Source organism: Streptomyces sp. NPDC003284 (assembly GCF_053589675.1).
This window is the reverse complement of the sequence record NZ_JBSFSI010000009.1, coordinates 1-16300: the sequence shown is the minus strand read 5'-3', so window position 1 is coordinate 16300 and position 16300 is coordinate 1. Positions and strand designations below refer to the sequence as shown.

The 16300-nt window shown below is 71.8% G+C and carries 19 protein-coding genes; all 19 read left to right on the top strand.

The genetic code is table 11. From position 1 onward, the window contains the following. Positions 1 to 5: 5 nt before the first annotated feature. A complete protein-coding gene (locus ACWDYF_RS20220) occupies positions 6 to 584 on the top strand; it encodes a GNAT family N-acetyltransferase (protein ID WP_389465069.1) in 579 nt (192 codons plus the stop codon). Beyond that, a complete protein-coding gene (locus ACWDYF_RS20215) occupies positions 581 to 1165 on the top strand; it encodes a hypothetical protein (RefSeq protein WP_389465072.1) in 585 nt (194 codons plus the stop codon). The genes ACWDYF_RS20220 and ACWDYF_RS20215 overlap by 4 nt, the downstream gene beginning before the upstream one ends. After that, positions 1162 to 2238: a BtrH N-terminal domain-containing protein gene (locus tag ACWDYF_RS20210; RefSeq protein ID WP_389465075.1), complete on the top strand. Its 1077-nt coding sequence runs from the start codon at positions 1162 to 1164 to the stop codon at positions 2236 to 2238. The genes ACWDYF_RS20215 and ACWDYF_RS20210 overlap by 4 nt, the downstream gene beginning before the upstream one ends. Continuing rightward, positions 2235 to 3500 (top strand): DegT/DnrJ/EryC1/StrS family aminotransferase, encoded by a 1266-nt coding sequence (locus ACWDYF_RS20205; protein ID WP_389465077.1) that lies wholly within the window; start codon positions 2235 to 2237, stop codon positions 3498 to 3500. The genes ACWDYF_RS20210 and ACWDYF_RS20205 overlap by 4 nt, the downstream gene beginning before the upstream one ends. A gap of 8 nt (positions 3501 to 3508) precedes the next feature. Then, entirely contained in the window at positions 3509 to 4372 is an 864-nt protein-coding gene (locus ACWDYF_RS20200) for a transketolase (protein ID WP_389465080.1), read from the top strand. Then, positions 4365 to 5294, top strand: coding sequence for a transketolase family protein (locus ACWDYF_RS20195; RefSeq protein WP_389465083.1), 930 nt, complete (start codon positions 4365 to 4367; stop codon positions 5292 to 5294). The genes ACWDYF_RS20200 and ACWDYF_RS20195 overlap by 8 nt, the downstream gene beginning before the upstream one ends. Positions 5295 to 5390: 96 nt before the next feature. Then, a complete protein-coding gene (locus ACWDYF_RS20190) occupies positions 5391 to 5558 on the top strand; it encodes a hypothetical protein (RefSeq protein ID WP_018569679.1) in 168 nt (55 codons plus the stop codon). Beyond that, positions 5551 to 6438: an ATP-grasp domain-containing protein gene (locus tag ACWDYF_RS20185; protein ID WP_389465086.1), complete on the top strand. Its 888-nt coding sequence runs from the start codon at positions 5551 to 5553 to the stop codon at positions 6436 to 6438. Before ACWDYF_RS20190 ends, ACWDYF_RS20185 begins: the two co-directional genes overlap by 8 nt. After that, positions 6435 to 7445, top strand: a complete 1011-nt coding sequence (gene argC, locus ACWDYF_RS20180) for an N-acetyl-gamma-glutamyl-phosphate reductase (RefSeq protein ID WP_381744463.1) — start codon at positions 6435 to 6437, stop codon at positions 7443 to 7445. Before ACWDYF_RS20185 ends, argC begins: the two co-directional genes overlap by 4 nt. Before the next feature lie 2 nt (positions 7446 to 7447). After that, positions 7448 to 8272: a [LysW]-aminoadipate kinase gene (locus tag ACWDYF_RS20175; RefSeq protein ID WP_389465089.1), complete on the top strand. Its 825-nt coding sequence runs from the start codon at positions 7448 to 7450 to the stop codon at positions 8270 to 8272. Further along, complete coding sequence (locus ACWDYF_RS20170; protein WP_389465092.1) at positions 8269 to 9357, top strand: M20/M25/M40 family metallo-hydrolase; 1089 nt, start codon at positions 8269 to 8271, stop codon at positions 9355 to 9357. The genes ACWDYF_RS20175 and ACWDYF_RS20170 overlap by 4 nt, the downstream gene beginning before the upstream one ends. Then, positions 9354 to 10103 (top strand): sulfotransferase-like domain-containing protein, encoded by a 750-nt coding sequence (locus tag ACWDYF_RS20165; protein ID WP_389465095.1) that lies wholly within the window; start codon positions 9354 to 9356, stop codon positions 10101 to 10103. Before ACWDYF_RS20170 ends, ACWDYF_RS20165 begins: the two co-directional genes overlap by 4 nt. Positions 10104 to 10228: 125 nt before the next feature. Beyond that, positions 10229 to 11479: an MFS transporter gene (locus ACWDYF_RS20160; protein WP_381744467.1), complete on the top strand. Its 1251-nt coding sequence runs from the start codon at positions 10229 to 10231 to the stop codon at positions 11477 to 11479. A gap of 37 nt (positions 11480 to 11516) precedes the next feature. After that, positions 11517 to 11900, top strand: a complete 384-nt coding sequence (locus tag ACWDYF_RS20155) for a VOC family protein (RefSeq protein WP_018569672.1) — start codon at positions 11517 to 11519, stop codon at positions 11898 to 11900. Between the two features lie 32 nt (positions 11901 to 11932). Further along, on the top strand, positions 11933 to 12208 hold the full coding sequence (locus ACWDYF_RS20150; RefSeq protein WP_381744468.1) for a phosphopantetheine-binding protein: 276 nt from the start codon (positions 11933 to 11935) through the stop codon (positions 12206 to 12208). After that, entirely contained in the window at positions 12205 to 13731 is a 1527-nt protein-coding gene (locus ACWDYF_RS20145) for an amino acid adenylation domain-containing protein (RefSeq protein ID WP_389465099.1), read from the top strand. The genes ACWDYF_RS20150 and ACWDYF_RS20145 overlap by 4 nt, the downstream gene beginning before the upstream one ends. Next, the gene (locus ACWDYF_RS20140; protein WP_389465102.1) at positions 13731 to 15038 is read left to right on the top strand and encodes a condensation domain-containing protein; all 1308 of its coding nucleotides are present in this window, start codon (positions 13731 to 13733) and stop codon (positions 15036 to 15038) included. The genes ACWDYF_RS20145 and ACWDYF_RS20140 overlap by 1 nt, the downstream gene beginning before the upstream one ends. Positions 15039 to 15057: 19 nt before the next feature. Next, entirely contained in the window at positions 15058 to 15639 is a 582-nt protein-coding gene (cysC, locus tag ACWDYF_RS20135; protein ID WP_389465104.1) for an adenylyl-sulfate kinase, read from the top strand. Continuing rightward, positions 15636 to 16300: sulfate adenylyltransferase subunit CysD (cysD, locus tag ACWDYF_RS20130; protein WP_451584290.1), on the top strand; the 665-nt coding region annotated here is incomplete at its 3' end. The genes cysC and cysD, both read left to right, overlap by 4 nt.

Here is a 16300-nt window from a genome sequence, read left to right as displayed (position 1 = left end):
AACTGATGAGTGAATTCGTCACCACTGTTGTCGGACCGGACGACTGGCCCGCCGTCAGCGAGTTCTTCGAACCGAAAGGACTCGTGGAGAACTGCTGGTGCACGTACTTCCGGATGACATCGAAGGAGCGCTCCGGCTGCGGCACGGCGGCACGCCGGGACCGGCTTCGCGACCTGGTCACGTCCGGCGAGCGGGTGGGCGTCCTCGGCTCGGTCGACGGCGTCCCGGTCGGCTGGCTCGGGGCCGGTCCCCGGGCGTCCTTCCCGCGGCTGCGCGGATCCCGCGCGGCGAAGCCGATCGAGGGCGACGACCCCGAGCACATCTGGTCCATCGTGTGCCTCTACCTGGCCCGTGAGCACCGCCACCGGGGCCTGGTGAAGGTGCTCGTCGACCGGGCGGTCCAGTGGGCACGGGACGAGAAGGCGGAATTCATCGAGGCATTTCCCGAGGACGACCGCGATCCCGGGGCCGCATTCGACCGCCACAGCTTCCACGGCCGGGTGAGCACCTTCGAGTCCTGCGGATTCACCGTCGTCGAACCCCGCCTACAGCGCAGAGCCTTGGTACGGAAGGATCTCCGTTGACAGTTCACAAGATGCTCGTGCTGGAGCCGTTCCTGAACAACCAGGCGGCGACCACACCCGACAATCTCGCCGACGGACGGCTGAACATCTGGCGGAACTCGCTCCCGGCGCGGAGCGAGCCGCTGGAGGTCGTCGTGGACGGTGTGCCGCTGCGCAGCGCACCGCTCGACGGGCGGGGCCCGGACAACGTGCTGTGCTCGGGACAGCGGATAGCGGTCCCCGAGCGGCGCTGGGACTGGCTCTATGTCATCGGCTGCGGTGAGCGGCGGGTCAGAGACGTCCTCACCTGGCACTTCTCCAACGGCTCGGTGGACCGCGACCACTTGGCGCTCTCCGACCTGTGGGAGGGCCGCTCCGGCTACGGCGAGGAACTCGCGCTGCGCACCGACGTCATCCACTACCCGTACCACGTGCAGGAACGCATCGGGATCACCCTCTGGTGCCAGCGTGTGCCGATCACCTCCCGGCAGCCGCTCGGCGCCATGTCACTGCCCAAGAACCCGGCCGTGCACCTCTTCGCCATGACGCTGGTCGGCCGGCGGGCGGGCGGCCGGTCGGCGGACGAAGGGGACCAGTCGTGAACGCGAGCGGTACGACCGGGACGGCACTGCGCGCTCCGCGGTGGGACGGCACCACCGGCACCTACCCCCAGTGGTACGAGGACCCGCTGAGCTGTCTGCAGACCACTCTCGGCAGCATCCTGCTGGAGCACGGTCTGCGGCCGGTCGAAGTGCTCGGCCGGGCCTGCGAGTTCGCGTTCGCGCCCGACGACGTCATGTGCGAGGAGTTCTACCGCCCCGCGCAGAGCAGCCGCGGTGTGGCGGCCGACCTGTGCCCCTACCACGACGTGGAGTCGGCCTGGACGTCCGGGAAGGACGCCGACGACCTGATCGGCCTCATCGAGGAGCACGCCGCCGTCATCGTCGCGGTGGACAACTACCATCTGCCCTTCCGCCCCGCCTACCACGATGTGCACGCGGCCCACCTCGTCGTGGTGCCCGCCTGGCGGCGCACCGGCGGCGGACAGCTGGAGTTCTACGTCTCCGACGCCCAACCACCGGGATTCCAGGGGTGGCTGGCCGCCGAGCACCTGGTGGAGAGCTGGACGTCCGGCAACCCCACCGACACCCAGGACGTGTTCTTCTCCAGCCGGGAGATCGGCGGCCGGGTGCTGACGGTGAAGGTGCGGCCGGAACCGGGACCGCTCACCGACGACCAGGTCGTACGGGCGCTCAGGGGCAACCTCGACCGGTGGGACACCGGCACGGCCGGCCCCGCCGACCGCGTCTGGACCGGCCGCAGCGGGCTGCGCCGGTTCGTCGAGCGGCTGGACGAGCACAGCGCCGACCCGGCCCGGCTGCGGCCCGCGTACACCTTCGGCTGGGCCATGCAGGCGCAGGCGTACCTGCACGGGCGGTTCGCCCAGGAGTGCGCGCTCCGCACGCGCCCCGGCCATCTGGCCGAGGTCGCGGCCTCGGCGGACCGGGTCGTCTCCGCCTGGTCGAACGTACGGCTGCTGAGCGCGCACGCGGCGCACACCCCCGGGACACCGGAACTGATCCGGCGGCGCGGCGAGGAGCTGTCGCACGCCTACGAACAACTGGCCGTCGACTGGCGGCTCGCCCTGTCGACGGAACGGACGGACGCCTCATGAACGGCGCAGCCGCGGACACCCTGGCGCTCACCGGGGGCGAGCCCGTACTGGGCACGCTCGCGCCGGTGGACTGGCCGAGGACGACGGACGCCGACCGCGCGGCGGTGCTCTCGGTCCTGGACTCGAACGTCCTCGTCTCCGACCGCACCGGCGGCCCGACCGCCGTCGAGCGGCTGGAGAGAGCCTGGGCGGACTACTTAGGCGTACGGCGCTGCGTCGGCGTCAGCAACGGCACCACCGCCATCGAACTCGCCCTCCTGGCACACGGGGTGGGCCCCGGCGACGAGGTCGTCGTCCCCGCGCTGACCTTCGTCGCCACGGCGATGGCCGTGGTGCACGTCGGGGCGACACCCCGCTACGCCGACGTCGACCCGGTCACCTTCACCATGTCACCGCGGAGCCTGGCCGCGCAGATCACCGGGCGGACCAAGGCCGTCGTCCCGGTGCACCTGCACGGCCTGAGCGCCGACATGGAGGCGATCGGCGACATCGCGCGCCGCCACGGCTGCGTGGTGATCGAGGACGCAGCCCAGGCCCAGGGCGCCCGGTACCGGGACACCCTGTGCGGCGCGTCGGGCAACACCGCCACGTTCAGCCTCCAGATGACGAAGAACCTCCCCACCTGCGGGGAAGGCGGACTCGTCGTCACCGACGACGACGGCGTGGCCGACCGGATCGTCCAGTTGCGCCAGTTCGGCGAGACCATCCGCGCGGACCGCCCCCGGCGGTACGTGAGCCACCGCCTCGGCTTCAACGCGAAGCTGAGCAACGTCCAGGCGGCCTACACCGCGAGCCAGCTGGAGCGGTTCGAGGAGTACCACGCGGCCCGCAGATCCAATGTCGCCGCCTTCCTGGCACGGCTGGAGCACCTGGACGGCCTGCTGTGCCCGGCGGAGCCCGAAGGCTACGAGCACGCGTGGCACATCCTGCGGTTCGTCGTCGACCTCGGCCGGCTCCTGCCCGGCGTGGACACCGCGACGGCGCGGAACCTGCTGATCCGGGCCCTGCGCGCCGAGGGCCTGCCGGCGACCAGGTACCAGATGATGCCGGTCCCCGAGCAGCCCGCGCTGCGGTCCATATGCCCCCAGGAGCCGGGCTCGTGGCCGGTCACCCAGGACGTCGTCGACCGCAGCTTCACCCTCCAGCAGCGCCATCTGCCGCCCGACGCCGGGCCGTTGCTCCAGGACTTCGCCGATGTCCTGGAGAAGGTCTGGTCGCATCTGAAGGTCCTGGCGGAACTCGCGGAAGGTGCGGACCGCTGACCAGATCCGTGCACGAGCCGGCGGCCCGCGAACAGCTCGCGGCCCGCGCCCACCGCGTCCGGGAGCACATCGTGGAGATGTGCTCCGGCCCCGAGGGCGGCCACCTGGGCGGATCGATGTCCTGCGTGGAGATCCTGGTGGCGCTGTTCTTCCACACGATGAACGTCGACCCCGCCGATCCCGGACGGGCCGAGCGGGACATGTTCGTCCTGAGCAAGGGGCACGCGGCGATGGCCCTCTACGCCGTACTCGCCGAGCGCGGCTTCATCGCACCGGAGGAGATCGGCACCTTCTGCCGCCCCGGCGGCAGGCTGGCCACCCACGGCAACGCCGCCGTCCCCGGCGTCGAGTTCGCCACCGGCTCCCTCGGCCACGGCCTCGCCCTCGCCAACGGCACCGCCTGGGCGCAGCGTCGGCGCGGCGGGACACCCGCCCGCACCTATGTGCTGCTCGGCGACGGCGAGTTGCAGGAAGGATCCGTGTGGGAGGCGGCCCAGGTGAGCCGCGCCCTGAACGCCGGGAACCTCGTCGCGGTGATCGACGTCAACGGCTTCCAGCAGACCGGGGCCGTCGGCGAGGTGAGCCCCGGCGCGCCCGTGGCCGACCGGTGGAACGGCTTCGGCTGGCACACCGTCGAGGTGGACGGGCACGACCCGGCGGCCCTCTGCGCTGCCTTCGACGAGGCGGCGGAGACGGACGGGCCGACCGCGGTGGTCTGCCGCACGGTCAAGGCACAGGGCACCGGTGTCCTCGCGGGCCGGGCCGTCTCCCACTTCGTGCGGCTCGACACCGCGAAACGCGCACGCGTCCTGGCCGGACTGCGCCGAACGGCCCCGCCCGGCGGCACGAAGGGAGCGCCCCGCCATGCCTGAGGTCACGGCGGAGCGGGCGAGCACCCGCGCAGCCTTCGCGGACGCCCTGCCGGAACTCGCGGTACGGCACGGCGTACTCGTCGTCGACACCGACACCGGCAGCGTCAAACCGACAGCTGAGATGGATTACCTCAACGTCGGCATAGCGGAGAACGCCGCCATCGGGCTCGCCGCCGGTGCCGAGCACTGCGGACGGCGCGCGCTGGTCTGCACGTTCGGCGCCTTCGCCGTCAGCCGGGCGTTCGAGTTCATCAAGCTCGACATCGCCTATCCGCGGCGCCGGGTGTGCATCGTCGGCACCCACGGCGGCGCCAGCGGGGGCTGGCTGGGGCCGACCCACCACGCCACCGAGGACCTGGCCCTGATGAGCGCGCTGCCCCACATGCGCGTCGTCGTCCCGGCCGACGCGCACCAGACGGCGCCGCTGCTGGAGCAGTGCCTGCGTCACGACGGCCCGACCTACCTGCGCCTCGGCCGCAAGGCGTCGCCGCTGTTCGCGGGCGTGCCCGCACCGGAACTGGGCGTACCCCAGGTGGTCCGGCCCGGCCGCGACATCGCCCTGGTCGCGACGGGACCCGAGATGCTCTCCACGGCCCTGGACGTCGCCCAGGCCCTGGCCGACGAGGGACACAGCGCCCAGGTGGTCAACGCCCACACCGTCGACCAGGAGGCCGCCGCCGCGACCGGACGGGTCCTCGCCGGGCAGTGCCGTCTGCTGGTCACGCTGGAGGAGGCGTGGACCTCCGGCGGAATGGGCGCGCAGATCGCCGCGGCGGTCGGAGCCCGCGGCATCCCGTGGCTCCCGATCGGCGTCACCGGCTTCCTCCCGCCCGGCACCCACGCGTCCCTGCTGGAGGCCGGCGGCCTCACCGCCGACTCCGTCCTCCGCCAGGTGCTGAAGTCCGTCACCGGCCCGCGGTGACCGAGAGCCGACCGAGAGCCGACGGAGACCCCACCGAGAACCGACCGAGAACCGACCGAGAACCGTCCGAGAACCGTTCGAGAAGGGACAGACGAGATGGACACGCAGTGCGTCAGCTGCGCCGGCCCGTTGCAGATACCGGCGGACAGCTATCAGGGGGAGATCGTGAGCTGCCCGGGGTGCGCGGCGGAACTGGAGATCCAGTCGACGGCCCCGCTGGCCCTGGCGATCGCGCCCGAGCCCGAAGAGGACTGGGGTGAGTGACCGCCCGGGGAGACGGCCGCGGCCGGTCGGGATCCTCCTGTCCACCGTCCGCTACGAGGAGCGCCGCCTCCTGGACGAACTGGAGCGCCGCGGCATCCCCGCGGTCCGGCTCGACCCCCGCACCCTGTCCTTCGCACCGCGGGACGCCGAGCGGCTCGTGGGCATGCGGGTCCTCAACCGGGAGATCTCCAGCCAGCGCGCGGCGCTCACGGCCGAGTCACTGGAAGCGTTCGGCGCGTATCCGGTGAACGGCGCGACCGCGAGCCGCGTGTGCGGCAACAAGTGGTCCACCTACGTACGGCTGAGGCAGCTCGGCATCCCCACCCCGACGACGCTGCTGGCGCCGTCCCCGGAAGCCGGGCGGGAGGCGATCGAGACGGTCGGCTACCCGGCCGTGGTCAAGCCCCTCAGCTCGTCGTGGGGCAACCGGGTCAGCCTGATCACCGACCGGTACGCGGCCGACGCCGTCCTCGAACACTGCGCCGCGCTGCCCTCGGCGGTCACGCGGACCGTGATCGTGCAGGAAGCGGTGAGACCCGGCGCGCCGGACATCCGGGGCATCGTGGTCGACGGTGTCTGCGTGGGCGTCATCGTCCGGGCGGGCGGCGACTGGCGCAACAACGTCGCCCGGGGAGCGACGGTGGAGCAGCACCCGCCGGACAAGGAGATCCAGCGGCTGTGCGTCCGGGCGGCGGCCGCCGTGGGCGCCCGGATCGCCGGGGTGGACCTGGTCGAGGGCGCGGACGGGCACCACCTGGTGCTGGAGGTGAACTCCCGCGTGGAGTTCCAGGGGTTCGAACGGGCGACGGGTGTCGATGTCGCCGCGCGGATCGTGGAGGCATGTGTGTCCGAGCCGACCGATGTGAAGGTGCCCGTATGAAGCGCGTCGCGGTGGTGGGCGGCAGGGGATTCGTGGGCGGCGAGCTGCTGCGCCTGCTCGTCCACCATCCCGGGGTCGAGGTCACCGCCGTGACCTCGGACACCCAGGCCGGCAAGGCGGTGGAGAGCGCGCACCCGCCGCTGCGCGGCAGCGGACTGCGCTACAGCAGGCGCGCGGACCTGGAACCGGCCGACCTCGTCTTCCTCGCCGGGGTGCACGGCTCCACGGCGAAGATCCTCGACGAGACGACCGCGCTCGCACCGAAGATCGTGGACCTGACCGCCGACTTCCGGATCGAGGACGGCGCCCTGATGGAGCGCTACTACGGCTGGCGGCGCGAGGGGGAGCACGCCAGGGCCTTCGTGCGCGGCCTGCCCGAACTCCACCGCAAGCAGATCACCGACGCGAACCGGGTCGCGGTCCCCGGCTGCATGGCCACCAGCGCGATCCTGAGCCTCGCGCCGCTCGCGGCCCGCGGCCTCCTCCAGGAGGTGCAGATCGACGCGCGCACCGGCAGCAGCGGCTCCGGCGCCTCCAGCGGCCCGGCCAACTCGCACGCGCTGCGCAGCGGTGTGCTGCGGGTGTTCGCGCCGTTCGACCACCGGCACGAGGCGGAGGTCGTCGAGGCGCTCGGTGTCGGGACCTCCATGACGGTCACCGCGACACCGCAGGTGCGCGGCGTGCAGACGGTGACCAAGGTGGCCGTCGGCGAGGTGAGCGAACGCGAACTGCTCGCCATGTACCGCGAGGACTACGCCGCCGAGCCGTTCGTCCGCCTGGTGAACAGTCCGCGCGGCACCTACCGCTACCCGGACCCCAAGGTCCTGCTCGGCTCGAACCACTGCGATGTCGGGATCGTCGCGGACCACCGCGGCAGGGCGCTCGTGATGGGCGCCCTCGACAACCTCATGAAGGGAGCCGCGGGCGGCGCGGTCCAGTGCATGAACCTCATGCTCGGACTCCCGGAGACGTGCGGTCTGACGTTTCCCGGCCTGCATCCGGTGTGAACATGATGAGACTCGTGGTGAAGTGGGGCGGCAGCCTCCAGGACGACAGCGCGCGGATCGCCGACGACATCGCCGCCCTGAGCGGCGGCCACCGCGTCACCGTGGTGCACGGCGGCTCCCGGGACATCGACGACACCCTCGGCGAACTCGGTCTGCCGCGGCGCACCTTGCGCTCCCCGGACGGGATGGTCACGCGCTACACGGACGAGCGGACGCTCGGCGCTCTCATGATGGCGATGCGCGGCCGCACCCAGGCGCGGATCGTCTCGGAACTGGCCGCGCGCGGTGTGACGGCCGTGGGCCTGTCGGGAATGGACGGAGGACTGGTGCGCACCGAACGCAAGGCGGCCGTCCGCGCGGTCTTCGACGGCTCTGTGCGCGTGGTGCGCGACAACTTCGCCGGCCGGATCACCGGCGTGGACACCGCCGTCCTGGACGCGGTGCACACCTGCGGCATGGTCCCCGTCGTGTGCCCCCCGGGCATGACCGCCGACGGGCAGGCGACCAACGTCGACGCGGACCGGATGGCCTGCGCGATCGCGGCGGCCTGGCAGGCGGACCGGCTGCTCCTGTTCACCGACGCGCCGGGCGTCCTCGCCGACCCCGCCGACCCCTCGTCCGTCATCGCCGCACTGAGCCGCGACGAGGCGGGACGTCTGGTGCCGGAGCTGACGGGCGGCATGCGGATGAAGGTCGCCGCCGCGGTGGAGGCCCTGGAGAGGGGCGCACAGGCGGTTCAGGTGTGCGACGGACGGGTGGACTCGCCCGTCGCGAAAGCTCTACGAGGGAGCGGAACCCTCATCGGGAAGGGTCTTGGCACACCGTGACGATCGAACATCTCAGCACCCAGAAAAGCGAGTTGACCGACGACGAAGCCGTCGCACTGCTCGCCGAGGCAGTGGCGACACCGTCCGTCTCCGGCGACGAGCGGCGCCTGGCCGAGCGGCTGCGGCACATCGCGGCCGGACACGGCGCGCGGAGCCACATCGACGAGGTGGGCAACGTGCACGCCCTGGTCGGCCGCGGACCGCGCACGGTCATGCTCCTCAGCCACCTGGACACCGTGCCGGGCGCCGTCCCCTTCGAGCACACCGGGACCCTCGTCCGCGGCCGCGGCGCCGTGGACGCCAAGGGCCCGCTGGCGGCCATGCTGGTCGCCGCGCTCGGCAGCCGCGACCTCGGCATCCGCGTCCACTGGGTGGGCGTCGTCGAGGAGGAGACCCTGTGGTCCCGGGGCGCCGAACACGTCCGCGCGACCGTGCCGGTGCCCGACGCCGTCATCGTGGGGGAACCCAGCGGCGCCTCCGCGGTGACCATCGGCTACAAGGGGATGGCCGAGTTCGAGGTGCGGTGCGAGGTCCCGCGCACCCACACCGCGACCCCCGGGCCGAAGGCCGGCGAGATCCTGGTACGGGCGCTCGGCCGGCTCCTCGACACCTACGGGACCCGGGGCAACGCGAACTTCGGTGACGTCGGCCTGGTCGTCAGGGACGGCCGCCTCGAACCGTTCTCCGGTGGGTGCTCCCTCGTGTTCCGCACACCCCCGGGCCTCTCGCCCGAGGAACTGCTGCGGCAGGTCTCGGCGATCCTCGGCGAGGGGATCGACGTCGTCCCGGTGTACGACGTCCCCGCCGTCATGGTGCCGCGCGGTTCGGCGTGCGTACGCGCGCTGACCCGCGCCATCCGCCTCGAAGGGCTGCGGCCCGCCCACAAGCTCAAGACGGGCACCAGCGACATGAACACCCTCAGCAGGAGCTGGCAGGTGCCGATGGCGACCTACGGCCCCGGGGACTGCCACCAGGACCACACCGACACCGAGCACATCCTGGTCCAGGAGTACCTGGACGGCGTACGCATCCTCCGCACGGCCCTGCGCGAACTGGACAACTCCCTGCGAGAGGCGGCCTCATGACGGAGCGGCAGCCGGACCTCCTGGCGCTGTGGTGCGTACCGCGCTCGCGGTCGACCGCGTTCGAGCGCGCGATGTACGAGCGCGGCGACTTCCTGGTGATACATGAGCCGTTCTCGCGCGTGTGCGACTTCGGCACCGCCGAGGTCGCCGGGCGCACCTGCACCGGCCAGGAGCAGGTGATGGCCGCGCTCGTCGACGCGGCGGCCGACCGGCCCGTCTTCTTCAAGGACACCACCGACTTCCCCCTCGACCGGCTCGCCGCCGGCCCGGCCTTCCTGAAGCGGTGCCGGCACGCCGCGATGGTCCGCGACCCCGGCGACACGGTCCGCTCACACCTGAGGATGCAGTCCGACGCCACCTCCGCGGCGATGGGCTTCGGACATCTGTGGGACATCGTCTCGACCGTGACGTCCTCGGGGCTGCCCATGCACCTGGTCGACGGCGACCGGGTGGCCGGTGACCCGGAGGCGGAGATGCGGCGGTACTGCGCGGCCATGGGCATCGCGTTCCTGCCCGAGTCGCTCGCCTTCCGCAAGGAGCCGCCGCCCAGTTGGCGGGCGACCGGGCGCTGGCACGCCGGCGCCAGCGAGTCCAGCGCGCTCGGAGCCGCCCCGGCCGGGAAGGGACCCCTGCCGGACGAACTGGAGCGGACCGCCGCCGCCTTCGAACGCGAGCAGTTGCCGTACTACGAGCTGATCACGGCGGCCCTGGGCAAGGACGGCGAACGCAAGCCCGAAGTCCCTTGAAAAGCAAGCGAGTTCGACTGGCGCAACCACCGTCCGTGGCAGGGCTCAGGACACTAGATTGACGCTGCCGCACGGCGCGTGGGACACGAGCAACAGGTACCGGCAAGGACGACAGAGGAGCGGACATGACATTGGGCCGTAGCTTCACCAAGCTGTGGTGGTCGCAGGGCCTATCGAACCTCAGCGACGGGCTGGTGCTGGCCGCCGTACCCCTCCTCGCCGTGACGATGACCCGCGACCCCCTGCTCATCTCCGGCATGACGGTGGCCCAGTTCCTGCCGTGGCTGCTGTTCACGCTGCCGTCCGGAGCACTCGCCGACCGCATCGACCGACGCCTCATCATGGTCTGGGGCAATGTGATCCGCGCCGTCGGATTCGGCCTGCTGGTCCTGACCCTCGTGGCCGACCTGCGCCACATCACCATCCTCTATCTGGCCGTGTTCCTCGCCGGCACGGCCGAGACACTGGTCGACAACGCGGCCCTGACCGTCCCGCCGCGCCTGGTCAAACGCAGCGACCTCGAACGGGCCAACGGCCGTCTGTTCGCCACCCAGTCGGCCATCAACAACTTCGTCGGACCCACCGCGGGCGCCGCCCTGTTCGCGATGTCGGCGATCCTCGTCTTCACCTCCAGCGCGGGACTCTTCGCCCTCGCCGCACTGGCCGCGTTCACCCTGCCGCGGATGCTGCCGACCGCGAGCGACACCAGCGGCGCCCAGCACACCCCGGGCGAGGTCGTGCGCAGCATCAAGGAGGGCTGGTCCTACTTCTGGAACCACCGGCTGCTGCGCCGGGTCGCGTTCATCTCCGGCTCGATCAACCTGTTCTCGTCCGCCACCGGCGGCCTGCTCGTCCTCCTGGCCACCGGCCCCCTGGGCGTCTCCGACTCCTGGTACGGCATCTTCATCGCCGTACCGGCGGTCGGAGCCGTCATCGGCTCGCTGATCGCCGCACGCGTGGTCCCGGCCATCGGCGGGGGACCGGTCACCTGGCTCGCCGCGCTCGTGCCCGCCGCCAGCTATGTGGTGCTCGGCCTCAGCGGGAACGTCTTCCTCGTCGAGGTCTTCATGTTCTTCGCCGCGATCGCCACGGCACTGAACCAGATCGTGGTCAGCACGCTCCGCCAGGCGGCCGTCCCCGACGAACTCCTCGGCCGCGCCACCGCCGGATACCGCCTGATCGTGCTCGGCGCGGTGCCCGTCGGAGCCTTCCTCGGCGGCGGACTGGGACGCTGGCTGGGACCCGGGACCACCTTCGTGGTGTGCGGCACAGGACTGGCGCTCGCCGCGCTCGTCTTCGCCTCACGCGTCACGACCCGGGCGCTGCGCGAGGCCGAGCAGACCGTCCACCCCACCGCCGCCGAACCCATCGCCTGACCACGACACCGCACCGGATCCGGAAAGAGCGCACCAGATGAGCCTGACCCTGTCCCACACCACGATCGACGCCCGCGACCCCTACGCGCAGGCCCGGTGGTGGTGCGAAATGGCCGAGTTCTCCCCGCAGGAGGGGGTGCGGCCGGGCTCGGACGAGTGCTACGTGATCACCGAACACGGCTACACGGTGCTCTTCATCCTCGTGCCCGACGCGAAGACGGTGAAGAACCGCGTGCACTTCTGCATGCGCCCAAAGGACCGCTCGCAGGACGAGGAGGTGGCCCGCGCCCTCTCCCTGGGAGCGAGCCTGGTCACCGACTTCCGGGAGAGCGGCGGCTGGGTGGTCATGGCCGACCCGGAGGGCAACGAGTTCTGCATCCTGACCGCTTCGCGGCACACCGACGCACCCACGGAATCGTGAGCCGAGCCGACCAGACGAGAACAGGAGATCCCGTGACCGAGAACCGCGACGCCGTGTGCAAGGCCGAGTACGAGCCACCCGCGGACGAACTGGAGGAGGTGCTCGCCGCCGTCATCGCGGAGGTGCTGGACGTCGACCAGGTCGGCCGGCGCGACAGCTTCTACGACCTCGGCGGCGCGTCCCTGTCGGCCATCCGGATCTGCGCCCGCGTCGAACGCCGCCTCGGCATCCGCGTCGACCCCGCATGGCTGCTCGAACACGACGAACTGGCCGACTTCGCCGAGCAGATCCGGCTCGGTGCGGCGTGAACGAGCCGACGAACACACCGCCGCCGCGCACCGTGCACGCCGCGGTCATGGAGCACGCCGCCACGGCACCCCGCGACCTCGCCCTGGCGCACGGCGACGAACGCATCGACTACCGGACCCTCACCGATGCGGCGGCGGCACTGGCCGGGCAGCTCACCGCATGGGGCGTACGGCCCGGCGACATCGTGCCGCTGCTGGTACCGCGCGGCGCCCAACTGGTCGCCCTCCAGCTCGGCGTGCTGATGAGCGGCGCCGCCTACGCCACCCTCGACCCGCGCTGGCCCGCCCCCCGCATCGGGTCGATCCTCCGCCAGCTCGACCGCCCGGTCGTCGTCGGCCGTCCCGGCGGCGAACCCCTCGGCGTCACCCGGGCCCTCGACCCGGTCCCCCTCGCCGCGCTCGCCGGGTCCGCGCGGGCGGACCGGTTCGAGCCGGTGCACGCCGCCCTGGACGATCCGGCCATGGTGTTCTTCACCTCGGGCAGCACAGGTGTCCCCAAGGGGGTGCTCATACCCCACCGGGCGGTCACCCGGATGTTCGGACCGGGCGGCCTGGACGGCTTCGGGCCCGGACACCTCACCCCGCAGGTCGCGCCCGCCGCCTGGGACATGTACGCCTTCGAGCTGTGGGGCCAGCTCACCACCGGCGGCGCCGTGGTCGTCGTCGACGAGAACCACCTCATGCCCAGCCGGCTGCGCTCCCTCGTCACCGACGAGGGGATCGACACGGTCTGGCTCACGACCTCGCTGTTCAACCTGGTCGTCGACGAGGACCTGGACGCCTTCGAGGGACTGAAGACGCTCTACGTCGGGGGCGAGAAGCAGTCCCCCCGCCATGTCGAGATGTTCCTGCGGCGCTTCCCCGGCCTGCCCCTCTGGAACGGCTTCGGACCGGCCGAGAACTGCATGCTCACCACGGTCCACCGGATGGGACCCGACGACAGGAACGCCCCCGCGGGCATCCCGGCGGGTGTGCCGGTGCCCGGCACCACGGTGATCCTGCTGCGCGAGGACGGCTCACCGGCACCGCGCGGCGAACGCGGCGAGATCGTCGCACTCGGCCCCGGAGTGGCCCTGGGCTACCTCAACGACGACATCCTCACCCGCGAGAAGTTCCCGGAACTGGACGTGGCGGGCGAGCAGCGCCGCGCCTACCGCACCGGAGACATGGGAGTCTTCGACGACCGCGGCGTCCTGCACTTCCACGGCCGCCGGGACCGGCAGATCAAACTGAGCGGCAACCGCATCGAACTCGGCGACATCGAGGCCGCCGCGTCCACCGTCCCGCAGATCCGCACCTGTGCCGCCGTGGCGCGCACGGACGAGGGCGGCACCGTCGCACACATCGCGCTGGTCTACACCCTCGTCGAGGGCGTCGAGCTGACCCCGCGGGAACTGCGCGCGGCCCTCGGCGCGCTGCTTCCCGCCTACGCCGTCCCCGGCAGGTTCGAGCAACTGGACGACCTGCCCCGCAGGGAGAACGGCAAGGTCGACCTGCCCGCTCTGGAGAGGCGCCGGGTGTGATGCGCGCCTTCCCGCAGACCTTCGAGCAAGAGGCGCTCTGGATCGCCGAACAGTTCATGCCGGACCCCTCGCCGTTCCTGGAGACATGGGCGCAGTACATCGCCGGACCGCTCGACGTACCGGCCCTGGAACGCGCCCTGGCCGCGCTGGTGGGACGGCACGCCGCGTTACGCACCCGGTTCGAGCTGGACGACACCGGCGCGGTACAGCGCATCGACCCGGCCGGCACCGTCCCCCTGGAACGGCTCCCGTGGCCCGGCGGAGACCTGCACGACACCCTGCGCCGGGCCGGCCGGCGCCCCCTCGACCTGACCGTGTCACCGGCCAGGCTGACGCTGTACGACTACGCGCCCGACGAACACGTGCTGCTGCTCCAGATCCACCACATCGCCGTCGACGACGCCTCCCTGGCACTGCTCGACCACGAGCTGTCCGCCCTGTACACCGAGGAGACCGGCGGTGAACCGGCGAAGCTCACCCCGCCCGCCCTGACACTCGGCGAGCACGCCGTCCGGGCGCGGGCGGCCGGGATCGCACCGCAGGACCTCGCCTTCTGGGCCGGCTACCTGGACGGGGCACCGCCGCTCACCCACCTGCCGCCCCGGATCCGCCCGGCGGCCGCCCGGCGCGGCCCCGACTGCGACTGCGACTGCGTGCGCGCCACCGTCCCCGCCGAACTGGGCAGGGCCGTCCGCGCGGCGGCCCGCACGCTGCGCACCACGCCCCATGTGCTGATGAGCGCCTGCACGGCCGTGACCGCGGCGGCGGTGAACGGCGAGGACATCGTCATCGGCATCCCGGTGTCCCGGCGCGGCGAACCGGACCTCGACGACGTCTTCGGCTGTCTGACCGATCTGCTGCCGGTACGGTTCCAGGTCCCCGCGCGGGCCACGTTCGCCGAGGTGTGCGCCGCCGCGAAACGCAGCTCGCTGGACGTGCTGCGGCACCGCCAGGTGCCCTACGCCATGCTCGGCGGCGGTGTCACCCGCACCCGGGGAGTGCTGTCCGGCGAGCACCTGGGCCGTATCTGCCTCGTCCTCGACGAGATCCCGAGCCGGCTGACGCTGCCGGGACTGCGCTGCGAGCGGGTGTACGTGGCGGGCGCCTCGGCGAAGTTCGACTGGCTCCAGTACGTCGTCGCCGACGGCGAGGGCTGGAACGTACGGGCGGACTACGCCACGGACTACTTCACCGCAGACGAAGCGGTCGACACGCTCCAACAGTGGCTGACCGCCCTGTCGGCGGCCGCCGACGACCCTCACGTACCGGTGCGCACCCTGTTCGACAGGCTGGCCGAGATCGGATGACGTCCAGAAGGAGAGCGACATGCCGGTGAGAACTGAGCCGCGATCCGGTCCGGAGCGGCGCGCCTGCGAGTGCGGTGCGACGGTGTGGCTGACGGGCCTGCCCAGCTCGGGCAAGACAACGATCGCCCGCGCCGCGGCCGGACACCTCCGCGGCGCGGGACACAGGGTGGAGGTCCTCGACGGTGACGAACTGCGCGAGACCCTCTCCTCGGGCCTGGGCTTCACCCGCGCGGACCGGCACACCAACGTGCAGCGCATCGGCCTGGTCGCCGAAGTGCTCGCCCGCAACGGCGTCCTGGTGCTGGTCCCGGCCATCGCGCCCTACGCCGACAGCAGGCAGGCGGTGCGACGACGACATCAGGCGTCCCACACCCCCTACCTGGAAGTACATGTCGCCACACCGTCGAGCACCTGCTCCCGGCGCGACGTGAAGGGCCTGTACGCCAAGCAGGAGGCGGGCGAGCTGTCCGGACTCACCGGTGTCGACGACCCGTACGAGGCCCCGGAAACCCCTGATCTGCGCATACCCGCACATGTGCAGTCCGTCGCCGAATCGGTGTCGGCTCTGCTGAGCCTGCTGGGGGAAAGGCGTCTGACATGAGTTCCCGTCACACCGACCTGGACACCGGCCCTCTCTACGCCCTCTCGCATCTGGATGCGCTGGAGTCGGAGGCGGTGCACATCTTCCGTGAGGTGGCGGGGGAGTTCGAGAATCCGGTGATCCTGTTCTCCGGGGGCAAGGACTCGATCCTGATGCTGCGTCTGGCGTTGAAGGCGTTCGCTCCCGCGCCGGTGCCGTTCGCGCTGCTGCATGTGGACACCGGGCACAACTTCCCCGAGGTGCTGGCCTACCGGGACCGCACGGTGGAGCGGTACGGGCTGCGGCTGCACGTGGCGTCGGTGCAGGAGTACATCGACCGGGGGGTGCTGCGTGAGCGGGCGGACGGGACGCGCAATCCGTTGCAGACGCTGCCGCTGACGGAACGGATCCGCACGGAGCGGTTCGACGCGGTGTTCGGCGGGGGGCGCCGTGACGAGGAGAAGGCGCGGGCCAAGGAGCGGGTGTTCTCGCTGCGTGACGAGTTCTCCCAGTGGGACCCGCGCCGCCAGCGCCCCGAGCTGTGGAACCTCTACAACGGACGCCACGCACCCGGCGAGCACGTACGCGTGTTCCCGCTGTCGAACTGGACCGAGCTGGACGTGTGGCAGTACATCGCCCGCGAGGACATCGACCTGCCCGCCATCTACTACGCCCACGAACG